Annotated in this window: 12 protein-coding genes; 3 read left to right on the top strand and 9 right to left on the bottom strand. The window is 64.9% G+C overall.

The window, feature by feature from the left end; genetic code table 11:
* Nucleotides 1-16: 16 nt before the first annotated feature.
* Together F3J19_RS22410 and F3J19_RS22405 are read left to right on the top strand one after the other, a co-directional pair.
* A complete protein-coding gene (locus F3J19_RS22410; RefSeq protein WP_167046195.1) occupies nt 17-1,474 on the top strand; it encodes a bifunctional enoyl-CoA hydratase/phosphate acetyltransferase in 1,458 nt (485 codons plus the stop codon).
* Complete coding sequence (locus tag F3J19_RS22405) at nt 1,471-2,697, top strand: acetate/propionate family kinase (RefSeq protein WP_167046193.1); 1,227 nt, start codon at nt 1,471-1,473, stop codon at nt 2,695-2,697. Before F3J19_RS22410 ends, F3J19_RS22405 begins: the two co-directional genes overlap by 4 nt.
* A gap of 150 nt (nt 2,698-2,847) precedes the next feature.
* Here the strand turns inward: F3J19_RS22405 and F3J19_RS32720 are convergent, their stop codons facing one another.
* From F3J19_RS32720 to F3J19_RS22365, 8 genes are all read right to left on the bottom strand, one after another.
* Nucleotides 2,848-3,378 (bottom strand): hypothetical protein, encoded by a 531-nt coding sequence (locus F3J19_RS32720; RefSeq protein ID WP_240159142.1) that lies wholly within the window; start codon nt 3,376-3,378, stop codon nt 2,848-2,850.
* Nucleotides 3,379-3,384: 6 nt separating this feature from the next.
* Complete coding sequence (locus tag F3J19_RS22395; RefSeq protein ID WP_167046190.1) at nt 3,385-4,635, bottom strand: patatin-like phospholipase family protein; 1,251 nt, start codon at nt 4,633-4,635, stop codon at nt 3,385-3,387.
* 9 nt (nt 4,636-4,644) lie between these two features.
* Nucleotides 4,645-5,427, bottom strand: coding sequence for a 3-hydroxybutyrate dehydrogenase (locus F3J19_RS22390; RefSeq protein ID WP_167046187.1), 783 nt, complete (start codon nt 5,425-5,427; stop codon nt 4,645-4,647).
* A 49-nt stretch (nt 5,428-5,476) separates the two neighbouring features.
* Entirely contained in the window at nt 5,477-6,256 is a 780-nt protein-coding gene (locus F3J19_RS22385; protein WP_167046185.1) for an acetoacetate decarboxylase, read from the bottom strand.
* Between the two features lie 146 nt (nt 6,257-6,402).
* Complete coding sequence (gene ppk2, locus F3J19_RS22380) at nt 6,403-7,326, bottom strand: polyphosphate kinase 2 (protein WP_167046182.1); 924 nt, start codon at nt 7,324-7,326, stop codon at nt 6,403-6,405.
* A 120-nt stretch (nt 7,327-7,446) separates the two neighbouring features.
* The gene (locus F3J19_RS22375; RefSeq protein ID WP_240159141.1) at nt 7,447-8,022 is read right to left on the bottom strand and encodes a DUF1003 domain-containing protein; all 576 of its coding nucleotides are present in this window, start codon (nt 8,020-8,022) and stop codon (nt 7,447-7,449) included.
* 103 nt (nt 8,023-8,125) lie between these two features.
* Complete coding sequence (gene pstS, locus F3J19_RS22370; RefSeq protein ID WP_167046178.1) at nt 8,126-9,196, bottom strand: phosphate ABC transporter substrate-binding protein PstS; 1,071 nt, start codon at nt 9,194-9,196, stop codon at nt 8,126-8,128.
* Nucleotides 9,197-9,307: 111 nt separating this feature from the next.
* Entirely contained in the window at nt 9,308-10,792 is a 1,485-nt protein-coding gene (locus F3J19_RS22365; RefSeq protein ID WP_167046175.1) for an MFS transporter, read from the bottom strand.
* 493 nt (nt 10,793-11,285) lie between these two features.
* On the opposite strand from F3J19_RS22365, the gene F3J19_RS22360 reads away from it, so the two are divergent.
* Nucleotides 11,286-12,203, top strand: coding sequence for a glyoxalase/bleomycin resistance/dioxygenase family protein (locus F3J19_RS22360; protein ID WP_240159140.1), 918 nt, complete (start codon nt 11,286-11,288; stop codon nt 12,201-12,203).
* Between the two features lie 41 nt (nt 12,204-12,244).
* Here F3J19_RS22360 and F3J19_RS22355 read toward each other — a convergent pair whose 3' ends face one another.
* The gene (locus F3J19_RS22355) at nt 12,245-13,162 is read right to left on the bottom strand and encodes a LysR substrate-binding domain-containing protein (RefSeq protein WP_167046172.1); all 918 of its coding nucleotides are present in this window, start codon (nt 13,160-13,162) and stop codon (nt 12,245-12,247) included.
* Nucleotides 13,163-13,309: the final 147 nt, after the last annotated feature.

The raw sequence follows: 13,309 nt of genomic DNA, 5'->3' as shown, positions 1-13,309 counted from the left end.
GACGAGGACGAGCGCCATGGAAGAAAGCCACAGCAACAGGACCTGGGACGAACTGCATGCCGGCGACGAAGCCGTCGTCGAGCGCGTCGTCGCGGAGCGCGACATCGTGCTGTTCTCGCATGCGTCGGGCAATCTGAATCCGATGCATATGCCCGGCATCGACGTCGATGGCGACGGCAAGAGCGACACGGTTGCGCCGTCGATGTGGATCGGCTCGCTGGTCTCGGCTGTGCTCGGCAATCTGCTGCCGGGCGCAGGCACGCTGCTGCTCGCGCAACAGTTCGAATTCGGCGAGCGCGCGCGCGTCGGCGATACGTTGCGGGTGACGGTGCGCGTGCTCGAGAAGCATGAGCGTCCGCGCGCGATGCTCGAATTCCGCGTCGAGGTGGTCGACGGCGAGATGGTCGCGCAAGGCCGCGCGGAAGTGCTCGCGCCGCTGCATCGCGTCGTGACCAACGAAGCGGATCGCCCCGCGCTGCTGATGGACCAGCACGATCACTTCACGCGGCTCATCGAGATCGCGGCGAGTCTGCCGCCGCTGCCGACCGCCGTCGTGTGGCCCGACGATCCGAACTCGCTGCGCGGCACGCTGCTGTCGATGCGCCGCGGCCTCATCACGCCGGTGCTGATCGGCGCGCGGGCGCGTCTGGAAGAAGCGGCGGCGGAGTGCGGCGAAGCACTCGGCGAGGTGCCCGTCATCGACGCGGCCGATCACGAGGCGGCTGCCGCGAAGGCCGTGCAGCTCGTCCACGCGGGCGAGGTGCGCGCGATCATGAAAGGCAACGTGCATTCCGACGAACTGCTCGCGCACGTCGTGAAGAAGGACGGCGGCCTGCGCTCGGGACGGCGCATCTCGCATGTGTTCGTGCTCGACGTGCCGACGCTCGATCATCCGCTCTTCGTCAGCGACGCGGCCATCAACATCGCGCCCGATCTGCCGACCAAGGCCGACATTGTGCAGAGCTCGATCGATCTCGCGCGCGCGTGCGGCGTGCCGTTGCCGCGTGTGGCGGTGCTCTCGGCCGTGGAGACGGTCAACGTGAGCATCCCTTCGTCGCTCGATGCGGCGATACTCGCGAAGATGTCGGATCGCGGCCAGATCACGGGCGGGCTCGTCGATGGCCCGCTCGCGATGGACAACGCCATCGACGCCGCCGCGGCGCGCACGAAGAAGATCGTGTCGCCGGTCGCGGGCGCGGCGCAGGTGCTGATCGTGCCGAATCTGGAAGCGGGCAACATGCTGGCCAAGCAGCTGACGTTCGTCTCGCGCGCCCAGCCGGCCGGGCTCGTGGTCGGCGCGCGCGTGCCGGTCATGCTGACGAGCCGCGCCGACAACGACCAGGCGCGCCTCGCGTCGTGCGCGGTGGCGATTCTTTACGACCACTGGCGGCGCGAAGGCACGAGCGCGGTGACGTCCGCGGACGCAATGGCCGCGGACGTGACGGCGGACAACGCCAGGGAGAATCTGTCATGAGCGCCGCACTGCGGCAGGACACCGCCGGCGCCGCGCTGCTCACGCTCAACGCCGGTTCCTCGTCGATCAAGTTCGCGCTCTACGACGTGGACGGACTGCGACGGCGCGCGACCGGGCTCGTCGAGGCGATCGGCGGCGCGTCGCGTTTCAAGGCGAAGGACGACGGGCAGCATCAGTGGGACGCCTCGATCGACGCGCCGAACCATGTCGATGCCTTGCAGGCCATCATCGAATGGATCGCCCGCGAGATGGCCGGCGCGGTCATCAGCGCGATCGGGCATCGCGTCGTGCATGGCGGCATGCTGTTCGATCGGCCCGTGCTCATCACGAACGAGGTGATCGCGCAGTTGCGCTTGCTCGTGCCGCTCGCGCCGCTGCATCAGCCGCACAACCTCGCCGGCATCGATGCCGCGCGCGAGGCGTTCGGCGAGGTGCCGCAGGTCGCGTGCTTCGATACGGCGTTTCATCGCGCGCATCCGTTTCTGAACGACTGCTTCGCGCTGCCGCGCGAGCTGTTCTATCAGGGCGTGCGCCGTTATGGCTTTCACGGGCTCTCGTACGAGTACATCGCGGATTATCTGCGCGTGCATTACCCGCATCATGCACGGGGCCGCGTGCTGGTCGCGCATCTGGGCAACGGCGCGTCGATGTGCGCGATGCGCGACGGCCGCTCGATCGCCTCGACGATGGGCTTCTCCGCGCTCGACGGCCTGCCGATGGGCACGCGCTGCGGCCAGGTCGATCCCGGCGTGCTGCTGTATCTGATGCAGCAGGGCATGGATGCGCAGGAAATCTCGACGATGCTTTACGAGCGCTCGGGGCTGCTCGGGCTGTCGGGCGGCGTGTCGAACGATATGCGCGTATTGCTGGCGTCCGGGAGTCCCGAGGCAAACGAGGCGATCGCCTATTTCGTGTCGCGCATCCGGCGCGAAGTCGGCGGGCTCGCAGCGGCGCTCGAAGGGCTCGATGCGATCGTGTTTACGGGCGGTATCGGCGAGAACGCGGCGCCGATTCGCGAGCGGGTGCTGGCCGGCATGGCGTGGATCGGCGTCGAGATCGACGAGGCGCGCAACCATGCCAACGAACGGGTGATCTCGTCCCATCTGTCGCGGGTGCTCGCGCTGCGCGTGCCGACCGACGAGGAAGGCATGATCGCGCGGCATACACTGAATACGGCGCGGATTGCGCCGGAAATCGCGGCGGTTTCGGAAGCGGCTCGGTGAGGCAGGGGATGCGGCGAGGGACGAGGCGATAAGCGGGTGTAGGGGCCGGCGGGGTGTGTGAGACTTGATCTCCCTTCGGCTCCTGCCTGAAGCGCCGGGATCGCCCGAAGCCCTTGAAGCGCGCCGCCGCCGCGCCGGTCCGCTCCGCCGTCAGAGATCGGCGCTCGACAGCGTGATCCGTTCACCGGTAATGGGCAGTACTTTCTGCTCGACGGCTTGCAAAAGCCGGCGCTTGCCGAGTTCGAACGCGAGCATCAATTGCTTCGGCGTCTCGTTCGCCGCGCCGAGTTTTTCGCGGACCGTTTCGGCAGGGAGCGCGAAGGCGCAGTATCCCCAACCGAAGGCGTAGGCCGAAAACCAGAGTGTCGCGTCGCCGGAAAGTTGGGGGGCCGTCAGGTTCATCAGGGGTGGGTTCATGGCTGTCGCTCGCCTGGCCGATGGGAATAGTGCGTGATTCTCGCATAGCCGATTGACGTGGACCGTTTTCATGGAACGGCCCACCGGCTCATCTCCAGTTATCCTGACTGTTGGGCTGGCTTCGAAGCGTGGCCCGCGATCGCCCTGGCTTGGGCGATCGCGGCCCGAAGTGACGCTGACGTCGAAGCGAATGTCAAAGCGGATATCGAAGCGTCCGCGACCGGCTGCCGCAGCACCGGTCTTGCCGCCGACGCCTCGCGCCAACTCCGCTCAGGCCGCGTCCTTTCTTTCCGTATGCAGCACCAGTTCAGGCACGCTTCGTTCGGACTCCGGAACCGAACCGGAGGGCCGATGCACATCGTGCGTCACGAAGCCCTGTTCGCGGCTCGGCACATCGAACCACTCCCGATGGGCAAACGAAGCGCGAATGTCGTCGAGACCGCTCTCCCAGTGCTCCTGCATCGTGTCCATGCTGAACTCGTAATCCTTGTAGTGACCCTCGTACGGCTTGTTCTTGTAGATGAGGTGCACCACGTTGATCGCGCTGCCGTCGGCGGCCTGTTCGGCGAGGCGGAACAGCGGGTCCGTCTTGCGTATCTCGGCCGGGACATGCGCAAGGAGTTCCTTGATGAAGCGCGCATGCTTCTGGCGCTCCGCGAGCATGCTGGTGATCGCGCGCGTGCGGCTCGAATACTGGATGTCCTTGGCGCGCTCCGACACGTCGAGGAAGTCGCCGGGCGTATTGCCGCTCGCGCTCCACAGGTCCACCTGAAAGACCAGCGTGTCCTTGTGCTCGGCATCGCGCAGCACTTCGGTCAACGGCGTGTTGGAGACGAGGCCGCCGTCCCAGTAGTACTCGCCGTCGATCTCGACGGCCGGAAATCCCGGCGGCAACGCGCCCGACGCCATGAAATGCTCCGGGGTCAGGCGCATTTTCGTGTTGTCGAAGTAGACGAGGTTGCCGGTCCGCACGTTCACCGCACCCACCGAGACGCGAATCTCGCCGTCGTTGATCCGGTCGAAATCGGCGAACTGCAACAGCGTCTTCTTCAATTCGGCGGTGTGGTAGTAGCTGACCCCGCTCGGGCTTTTCTTTTCGAATCCCGCGACGGGCAAGGGGAAGCGCGGCGCGAAAAAGCCGGGTTGGCCCTCGGTCAGCGCGCGGCCCGCGGCCCAGATGCTGGCCCATTTGCGCGACAGATCCTGCAACCCGATGCGGGGCAGCGCCCAACTGCCGAGGCCACCGAGCCAGTCCGCCGGATGGCAGATCGAATTCCAGAAGCCGCGCAACGCCTCGACGCGGTGTTCCGGCGCGTTGCCGGCGATGATCGCCGTGTTGAGCGCGCCGATCGACACGCCGGCGATCCAGTCGGGATGGACGCCCGCCTGCATCAGGCCTTCGTAGACGCCGGCCTGGTAGGAGCCGAGCGCGCCGCCGCCTTGCAGCACCAGGGCGATTTCGTCGTAGCGCGGCAGCGGGAACACCTCCGGCTGCACGCCGATTTTTCTTGTACCGGTCATACGTACCCCTTATCGCATCGACCAGCCGTGGCTGACGATCACCGACTGACCGGTGAGCGCCGACGACTCGAAGCTCGCGAGGAACGCTACCGTATTGGCGACGTCCTCGACCGTGGTGAATTCGCCGTCGACGGTTTCCCTGAGCATGACGTTCTTCACGACGTCGGCTTCGGAGATGCCGAGCTCTCTCGCCTGCTCGGGAATCTGCTTGTCGACGAGCGGCGTGCGCACGAAGCCGGGGCACACGACATTCGCCCGTACGCCGCGCGGGCCGCCTTCTTTCGCCACGACGCGGGCGAGCCCGAGCAAGCCGTGCTTGGCTGTCACATAGGCCGACTTCAGCTTCGACGCTTCATGCGAGTGCACCGAGCCCATATACACGATCGAACCGCCGTTGCCGCTCGCGTACATGTGCCGGATCGCGGCCTTCGTGGTGAGAAAGGCGCCGTCGAGGTGGATCGCCAGCATCTTCTTCCAGTCGGCGAACGCATAGTCTTCGATGGGCGCGACGATCTGGATGCCGGCATTGGACACCAGCACGTCGAGACTGCCCAGTTCCTGCACCGCACGCTCCACCCCGTCATTGACCGCTGCTTCGCTGGTGACGTCCATCGCCACGGCCAGCGCCTTGCCGCCCGTGGCGACGATGCTGGCGGCCACCTTCTGGGCGTTGTCGAGATTGAGGTCGGCGATCACGACCGCCGCGCCGAGACTCGCGAGCCTGTAGGCGCATTGTTCGCCGATACCGCTTGCCGCGCCGGTCACGAGCGCGACTTTATTGTTCAATGACATATCGTTTTCCTTCTTGTTGATCTTCTTGATCTTGTTGATTCACGAAGCGTTACAGATTGGCCGCGAGCTTCACGCTCTCCACGGGAACCAGATAATCGAGCGCGACCTCGCCGATATCGAGCGTGAGATTGGCGATGACATGCCGCGCGCCGACCACGCGCTTCACCGGCAGATCGGCCACGGGCGCCAACGCATGCGGATGCAGTTCGAGCGCGGCCGGACCCGACCACGCGCCGAGCACGCTCACGTCGCGCAGGAAGAAGCGCACGAGCTCGCACACGCGCGGCGAACCGTCGACGTGCGGAATCACTTTCAGCAGATAGTTCGGCGTGTCCGCGAGCTTTTTGCGTTCGATCTCGACGTCGAGCGGCACGTGCTTGAAGCCCATCGTGCCGGTAGCGACGCGCTGGGTGCCGTAGTCGAGCGTGCCGAGCAGCGTGTCGTTGCCGTCGACGCCGAGCGTCGGCCTCGCCAGCTTCTTCGGAAAGCCCCAGATTTCGCGGCCACCGGCAATCGGACCTTCGTCGTCGAGGTACATCGAATGGGTGTAGTTGCCGATATGCCCGTGCTGGTCGCGCACCGAGATGACCTGGCCGCTTTCGGTGTAGTCGCCGAAGCCCGACGAATCCGGCATGCGGATGAATTCGTAATGCACGAGATTGTTCTCGGGATGCAGCGGCTCCGGAACCACGGCGCGCAGCGCGTCGGGGTCCGTCTCATAGGAAATGATGAAGTATTCGCGATTGATGAAGCGATACGGCGGCCGCGGATAAGCGGGGTTATGAACGGGCATCGCAAAGGCGTTTTTGTGGATCGAGGCGAGGTCCATGGGAATCCTTATGAATGGCGGATGATGGATGAGAGGCAGGAGGCGAGCGGCAGCCTCGTGAAAGGCCGCGCTGCAAGAGAGCCTGACAGATCGTGCAGAACCGGCGCATACCGCGCCATCAACGGGCGCGGTATGGCGACTACCGTTCAGTACATGTTCGGCACGTACATCTCGGGGGGGACCGGGTGGCGAATGTAGTCTTCGTGATGGACGCGCGCGGGCAGATCGATGGCCGCGTGCTCGGTCTCGAGATACGGCACCTGGTTCAGCAGATGGTGCATGCAGTTCAGGCGCGCGCTCTTCTTGTCGTTGGCGTCGACTACCCACCACGGCGACTCGGGGATATGCGAGCGTTCGAGCATGACTTCCTTCGCGTGCGTATACGCTTCCCAGCGACGGCGGCTTTCGAGGTCCATCGGGCTGAGCTTCCATTGCTTGAGCGGATCGGTAATGCGCGCCTGGAAGCGCATTTCCTGTTCGTCGTCCGTGACCGAGAACCAGTACTTGAGGATCTGGATGCCGCTGCGCTGGAGCATCCGTTCGAACTCGGGCACCGAGCGGAAAAACTCCTCGTATTCCTCGTCCGTGCAGAAACCCATCACGCGTTCGACGCCGGCGCGGTTATACCAGCTGCGATCGAACAGCACGATTTCGCCGGCGGCCGGCAGATGCGCGACGTAGCGCTGGAAATACCACTGGGTACGTTCGCGGCTCGTCGGCGCGGGCAGGGCGGCGATGCGGCACACGCGCGGATTGAGGCGCTGCGTGATGCGCTTGATCGCGCCGCCTTTGCCGGCCGCGTCCCGTCCCTCGAAGACCACGACGAGGCGGTGCCCCGTCTTGACGACCCAGTCCTGGAGCTTGACCAGTTCGCCCTGCAGGCGGAACAGTTCGCGGAAATAATGCCGCCGGCTCGTGCGCGCTGCGTCGTCGGACGTGCCGGGTACGCCGAAGCGCTGGTCGTCGAGTTCCATCTCCAGCTCTTCGTCCCAGCTGTCGATCAGGTCGGCCTGAAGGCGCTGATGCAGCGTTGCGTCGGCGTTCGTGGGGTTCGTGTCATGCTCGCTCATCGATAGGGCTCCTGTCGGTCGATGCAATCTGTTCGCGGAAACGAGGCGTTCTGTTCCGCGGTTCGTCGGGTGTCGAATACGTGGGGGCTATCTGCTACGGTTCGGTCGATCTCGCGCAGCCTAGTGATCGGACTTCGTGACGGGCGACAATTTCGCATGCAGCTCGACCGTGAGCGCCTCGATGCGTTCGCTCAACTGCTTGGTCAGCGTGGTGAGTGCCGTGTTCTGCTCCAGCAGCGCGACCAGTTGCGCGGTCTGCTGCGCCATCGCTTCCTGGCGCTGCGAACTCGCTTGCGCCAACGCTTCGCGGTGCAATGCATCGGCATCGGCATGCATCTTGTCGCGATCGGCCTGGCGCGTCTGCGCGAGCAGAATCAGCGGCGCCGCGTAGGCTGCCTGAAGACTGAAGGCCAGATTCAGCAGAATGAACGGATACGCGTCGAACTTGGTCCACCCGGCGAGGTTCACGATCATCCAGACCAGCACGACTACCGTCTGCCCTATGAGGAAGGTCGGCGTGCCGAAGAATCGCGCGAACTGTTCGGCCTTGAGCGCGAACCAGTCGTCGCCGAACACCGAGGTCAGGTGAACGTGCGGCAGATGGAAGCGGTAGTGATGGCGCCCGGATTGCTGTTCGTTGCTGCTGTTGGCGAGGTCGTTCATCGTATCGGACAGAAAACAGAAAAGGTCCCGCATGAAGGGATGCCTGCCCGCGCGAGCGCGGGCAGGCATGAGGCGCCGTGTCGTGCAAAGGGGCTTCGAGTGGTGAGGCAGGCGCGATGCGGTGGCGGTATGGCGCTTACCTGATCGACTCGATCTGCGTGATGCTGAGCTCCCACGTATGCGGCGGCAGCGGAATGAAATGCACGGCTTCGAGATACGCCGCGTTTTCATCCGACGGTACGATCGACCATTCGAGCAGCTTGCGAATCTCGGCGGCCAGCTCGGGGCTCGGCTGCTTCGTCGACACGACCGCGTATTCGTAGTTCACGAGCGGATAGGTGCCGGCGGCCGGCGAGAACACGAGGCTCAGGCGCTCGTCGGGCGGCGTGCGCACGCCGAGCGAGGCCGCGCCGGCGGTGATCGTCGCCTTCGTCGGCAGCACGAATTCGCCCGCGCCGTTCTTCAGCGCGGCGGTGCCGAGCCCGGCTGCGGCGATGTCCTTCGCGTAGCTCACGCCGATATAGCCGACCGAATACGGCGTCGTCTTCAGGGCGTTGACCATGCCGGCGTTGCCGGTTGCGGCAACCGCGCCCGATACCGTCGGCCAGTCGACCGTGGTGCCGTAGCCGAGCGAGTTTTCCCATGAGGGCGTCGAGAACGTCAGGAACTGCGTGAAGACGAACGTATCGCCCGAGCCGTCGCCGCGGCGCACCGGCACGATCTCGTGATGCGGCAGATGCACGCCCGGATTCAGCGCGGCGATCGCCGGTGCGTCCCACTGATGGATCGCGCCGGTGTAGATGCCGGCGAGCGTGGGGCCGTCGAGCTTCAGATGCGTGTCGTTGAGGCCCGGCAGGTTGTAGTTGACCGTCTGCGCGGCGATCGCGAGCGGCACGTTGATGATCTGCGGATGCTTCATCGCGTCGGCGTCGGACATGTAGGCGTCCGAGGCGCCGATGTTGACCTTGCCGGCGATCGCCTGCTCGATCCCGGCCGCGGAGCCGGTCGCGCCGACGCTGATGCGCACGCCCGGATGCGTTTTCGCGTAGGCCTCGCTCCAGGTCGAAAAGAGCGGTGCGAGCAGCGTCGAGCCGGTCTCGGTCAGCGTCACCTGCTGCGCGTGCGCGGCGGGCATCGCGGCGGCGAGCGCCATGGCGAGGCAGGCCGTCATGCGCGCGACGGTTTGGTTGCGTTGTGCTGCGCTCATCGTGTCCTCTGTCGTGTATCGAAGCGCGCTGGCCGCGTCGGGCCAGCGCGGGTGTTCGTGATGGTATGAGGCTGCTTGTCGACCGCTTTACTGGCCGACGGGTTGGCCCATTTACTGGCCGATGCGGTCGAGGTTCACGCCGGTCGTCTCGATCCGGAAGATCCACGTGACGACCGCGCCGAACAGCGAGGTCACGACGAGGCAGTACAGCAGCGTGCTGGTGCCGATCGTGGCGAGCAGGATCGGGAACAGGAACGCGGTCATGATCGCGCCGACCTTGCCGACCGCCGCCGCGAAGCCCGCGCCCGCGCCGCGAATCCGGGTCGGGAAGACTTCGCCCGCGAGCAGATAGGTCTGCGCGTTCGGGCCGATGTTGGTCATGAAGTTGAACAGCATGAAGCCCGCGAAGATCAGCGTCGTCTTGGTGTTGCCGTCGAAGCTGCCGGACAGCGCGGCGACGAACAGGCCCGCCGCGCAGCCGATGAAGCCGAAGACCTGCAGCTTCACGCGGCCGACCTTGTCGGCGAGCATCACGGCGAACAGAATCCCGACGATCAGCAGCGTGGTGGTCAGCGCCGCGCCCTTCGCGGCGAGGATGTCGTTCATGATCAGATCGCTGATGCTGCGCACGTGGTCCGGCTTGCTACCGAGCGCGATCGCGAGGATCGTCGGCGTGAAGATGCCGATCCCGTAGGTGCCGAGATCCTGCAGGAACCACGGCGCCGACGAGAAGATCGTCGCGCGCAGGTTCTGCTTCGAGAACAGCGTGAGGAACGACTTCGAATCGCCGTGGCTTTCGGCGCTTTCCGCTTCGCGCGGCAGCTCGATGTGCGTGGGGTATTGCGGCTGGCGATCGAGCAGCCGGCGCGCGGCCTGCTCGGCTTCCTCGACGTCGCCGCGCACGTGCAGCCAGCTCGGGCTTTCGGTGATGAAGAAGCGGCCGAGCGTGACGATCACCGCCGGAATGATGGCGGTCGCGTACATCCAGCGCCATGCCTCGATCGTCGGCAGGATCGACAGCACGAGATAGCCGACCGCGGTGCCGCCGAGCGCGCCGAGCGCCTGGAAGCCGAACGCGCCGAGCACGAGTTTGCCGCGGCTCGCGCTCGGAATGCTCTCGGAGATGATCATGTGCGCGGTCGGGTAGTCGCAGCCGAGTGCGACGCCGAGCCCGAACAGACAGACCACGAGCGAGATGAAATTGGCGCAGACGGTCAGCAGCACGAGGAATACGCAAAACAGGATCATCTCGATGATGAACATGCGTTTGCGGCCGAAGTAATCGGACATGCCGCCGAGCGCCAGCGCGCCGACCAGGATGCCGACGAGGCTCGCGGCGGAGACGAGGCCGTTCTGCGCCGCGCCGATGCCGAACTCGCGCGAGATCAGCGGCAAGGCGACGCCCGTCATGAACACCACGAAGCCTTCGAAGAACTTGCCGGCCGCGGCGAGCGACCAGATGCGCCATTGCATCGCCGTCATCGGCGTGGAGGTCAGGCGGGTGCCGTCGGGCCAGATCGGACATTCGTCGATATAGTCCTGAACCGACTTCGTGGTGACACGCCCCAGGGAAGATGCGGCTACCGTTTGTTCCATGTTGGTCATTCCTTTGCAATCAAGGTTTTATTGCCTCGGTTCCGCGCTTGTGCGTGGCCTTTACCAGTCCCGCGCCTTCATTCTAGAAATGGATTCGTGTCGAGCCTGTGACATTCATTTACATGCAACGCGTAGATCAGGATCGTAAGGAATACGGTGAATAAATACTTGCTTCGACAATTGCGAATGCTTGCAAAAACCTTATCCATGCCGGCGTAAGACGCCCGATATGTTTGTTCTAATGTCTGACAGGGAACAGGCCTGGCGTGCCGTGAGCAGGGCAATTCGGAGAGATGGAACGTCCGTTCGACGACATCGGGATAATGTTTTCATCGTCGAATAACGGGCAGATGAAAATAAATAGCAGTTCGTATGAATAGGCTTTCAAGCGAAAGAATACGTGGGCGGATTCTCATGTCCCGAAACCCGGTCTTCGATATTGCCCGGACGCGTCCAATTCGGTGCCGGGCAATGCTGAGGCATAATTTCCCGCATGTTTCCCGTCATAGACTCGTTCAACAATCGCAAGGCCGATCTCATGGAACACTCCTACGCGCACGACGACACCGGTAATCTGATCCTGCTCGAACACATTAATCTGACGATTCCCGACCAGGTGCTCGCGACGGCGTTTTACGTCAGCGGACTCGGCCTCACGCGCGATCCGTTCCTGATGACCGGCGTGAACAACATGTGGATCAACATCGGCCGCTCGCAGATCCACCTGCCGCAGGGCAAGGCACAGTGCCTGCGCGGCAGCGTCGGCCTCGTGGTCGGCGAACTCGACGCGCTGCTGGCGCGTCTGCAAGCGGTCAAACCGCTGCTCGCCGGCACCGGGTTCGGCTGGACGGAGCGCGCGGGCTGCATCGACGTGACCTGTCCCTGGGGAAATCGCTACGAGTGTCTCGACCCGCATAGCCGGCCCGCCGACGCGCCGTGGTCGCAAATCGATCTCGGCATGGCATACGTGAAGCTCGACGTGCCCGTTGGCAGCGCGCAAGCCATCGCGCGTTTCTATGCGGACGTCTTCCATGCGAACGTCGCCACGCGGGAGCAGGGCGGCTCGCCCTGCGCGGTGATCGACGTGGGAACGCATCAGCAACTGCTGTATGTGGAAACGTCCGGGCCGATTCCGCCTTACGACGGGCATCACATCGCCGTTTACGCCGCGCGCTTTGCCGAGCCCTATGCGCGCCTCGTCGAGTACGGCACGGCTTACGGAGAAGAGCCGCACCAGTACCGGTTCGCCGAGATCGTCGATCCGTCGTCGAAAGCGCGTTGCTTCGAACTCGAACACGAGGTGCGGAGCCTGCATCATCCGCTGTATGCGCGGCCGCTCGTGAACCGCAATCCGGAGCAGACGAACCGCGACTACCGCAAGGGCGCCGATGCACGCAGCGGCGTGTTTTGAGCGGGCGCAACCGTGCGCCCGTGTGCCCGTGAGGTGCCGTGCTAGGCCGTGTCGTCCGGCATGCTGCCGATCTGCCGCCCCAGTTGCTCGGCGCGCCGGTAGATAGCCTGCATCAGCAGCATCGCGTTGCGGGTCGGCGGCGAGAATTTCGAATAGACGAAGGTCGAAGTCATTTCGAGGTTTTCGGTCAGCGGCCGCACGATGCAATCGCCCTCGGCGGCCGCGAATTCGTCGACGATCGCGAGCCCGAGGCCGCCGCGCACGAGCGCCAGCGCCTGATCGGCGCGCGTCACGTCGACCACCGAGGTCAGTTCGACGTCGGCATGCTGGCAGCCCCGCACGATGGTCGTGCCGAACGGAATGTCGCGCCTGAAGAGAATCATCGGCTCGGCGGTCAGATCGGCGAGCGCAATGCTGCTGCGTTCCGCGAGCGGATGGCCGGGCGGCAGCACGCAGACCATGCGCCCGCGCATGAACGGCACGACGTCGAGATGCTCGTGCTCGATCGGCATCGAGGTGACCGCGACGTCCACGGTCTTGCTCAGCACTTCGAGCGGCATTTCGGCCATCAGCGTCGTGTGCCAGTCGACCCGCAAGCCCGGCAGCTTGCGCTTCAGCTCGACGATGGCCGGCGCGACGATCGCGGTCGCGAGCGACGGGCTGCACGCGACGCGCAACAGGCTCGCCGGGCCGAGCGCGAGCGCGCGCGCGAATTCGTCGACGCGCAGCGCCGACTGATAGACCTGCTCGACCTCGCGAAACAGCGCCTGCGCCTCGGCCGTCGGAATCAGCCGGCCCTTCGTGCGCTCGAACAGACGCAAGCCCAGCGTGGTTTCGGTGTGCGACACGAGCTTGCTCACGGCCGGCTGCGAGACGTACAGCATTCTCGCGGCCGCATTGATCGAGCCCGTGAGCATCACGGCGCGAAATACCTCCATTTGCCGCAGCTTGAAGCGCATCCTTCCTCCTCCCGCGAATCCCGCGCGCGGGGCGATTAACCAAAAGTTATAGGATAGCTGAAACTCGGCATACGACAGCAGGCCGGTTACTCCCTACTATCTCCCTCGAAGACCGCACGCCGGTTGCGCGGAAGCGCCCGAAGCCGG

Origin of the sequence: Burkholderia sp. Ax-1724 (genome assembly GCF_011752995.1) — a bacterium.
GTDB lineage: Bacteria > Pseudomonadota > Gammaproteobacteria > Burkholderiales > Burkholderiaceae > Paraburkholderia.
Note: the sequence above shows the minus strand (reverse complement) of the source record. Positions and strands in the feature narration are given on the sequence as shown.

Excerpts from the sequence above, each read along its gene's own strand:
- F3J19_RS22410 (WP_167046195.1), top strand. The coding sequence starts at position 17 with ATGGAAGAAAGCCACAGCAACAGGACCTGGGACGAACTGCATGCCGGC.
- F3J19_RS22405 (WP_167046193.1), top strand. The coding sequence starts at position 1,471 with ATGAGCGCCGCACTGCGGCAGGACACCGCCGGCGCCGCGCTGCTCACG.
- F3J19_RS22395 (WP_167046190.1), bottom strand. The coding sequence starts at position 4,635 with ATGACCGGTACAAGAAAAATCGGCGTGCAGCCGGAGGTGTTCCCGCTG.
- F3J19_RS22390 (WP_167046187.1), bottom strand. The coding sequence starts at position 5,427 with ATGTCATTGAACAATAAAGTCGCGCTCGTGACCGGCGCGGCAAGCGGT.
- F3J19_RS22385 (WP_167046185.1), bottom strand. The coding sequence starts at position 6,256 with ATGGACCTCGCCTCGATCCACAAAAACGCCTTTGCGATGCCCGTTCAT.
- ppk2 (WP_167046182.1), bottom strand. The coding sequence starts at position 7,326 with ATGAGCGAGCATGACACGAACCCCACGAACGCCGACGCAACGCTGCAT.
- F3J19_RS22375 (WP_240159141.1), bottom strand. The coding sequence starts at position 8,022 with ATGCGGGACCTTTTCTGTTTTCTGTCCGATACGATGAACGACCTCGCC.
- pstS (WP_167046178.1), bottom strand. The coding sequence starts at position 9,196 with ATGAGCGCAGCACAACGCAACCAAACCGTCGCGCGCATGACGGCCTGC.
- F3J19_RS22365 (WP_167046175.1), bottom strand. The coding sequence starts at position 10,792 with ATGGAACAAACGGTAGCCGCATCTTCCCTGGGGCGTGTCACCACGAAG.
- F3J19_RS22360 (WP_240159140.1), top strand. The coding sequence starts at position 11,286 with ATGTTTCCCGTCATAGACTCGTTCAACAATCGCAAGGCCGATCTCATG.
- F3J19_RS22355 (WP_167046172.1), bottom strand. The coding sequence starts at position 13,162 with ATGCGCTTCAAGCTGCGGCAAATGGAGGTATTTCGCGCCGTGATGCTC.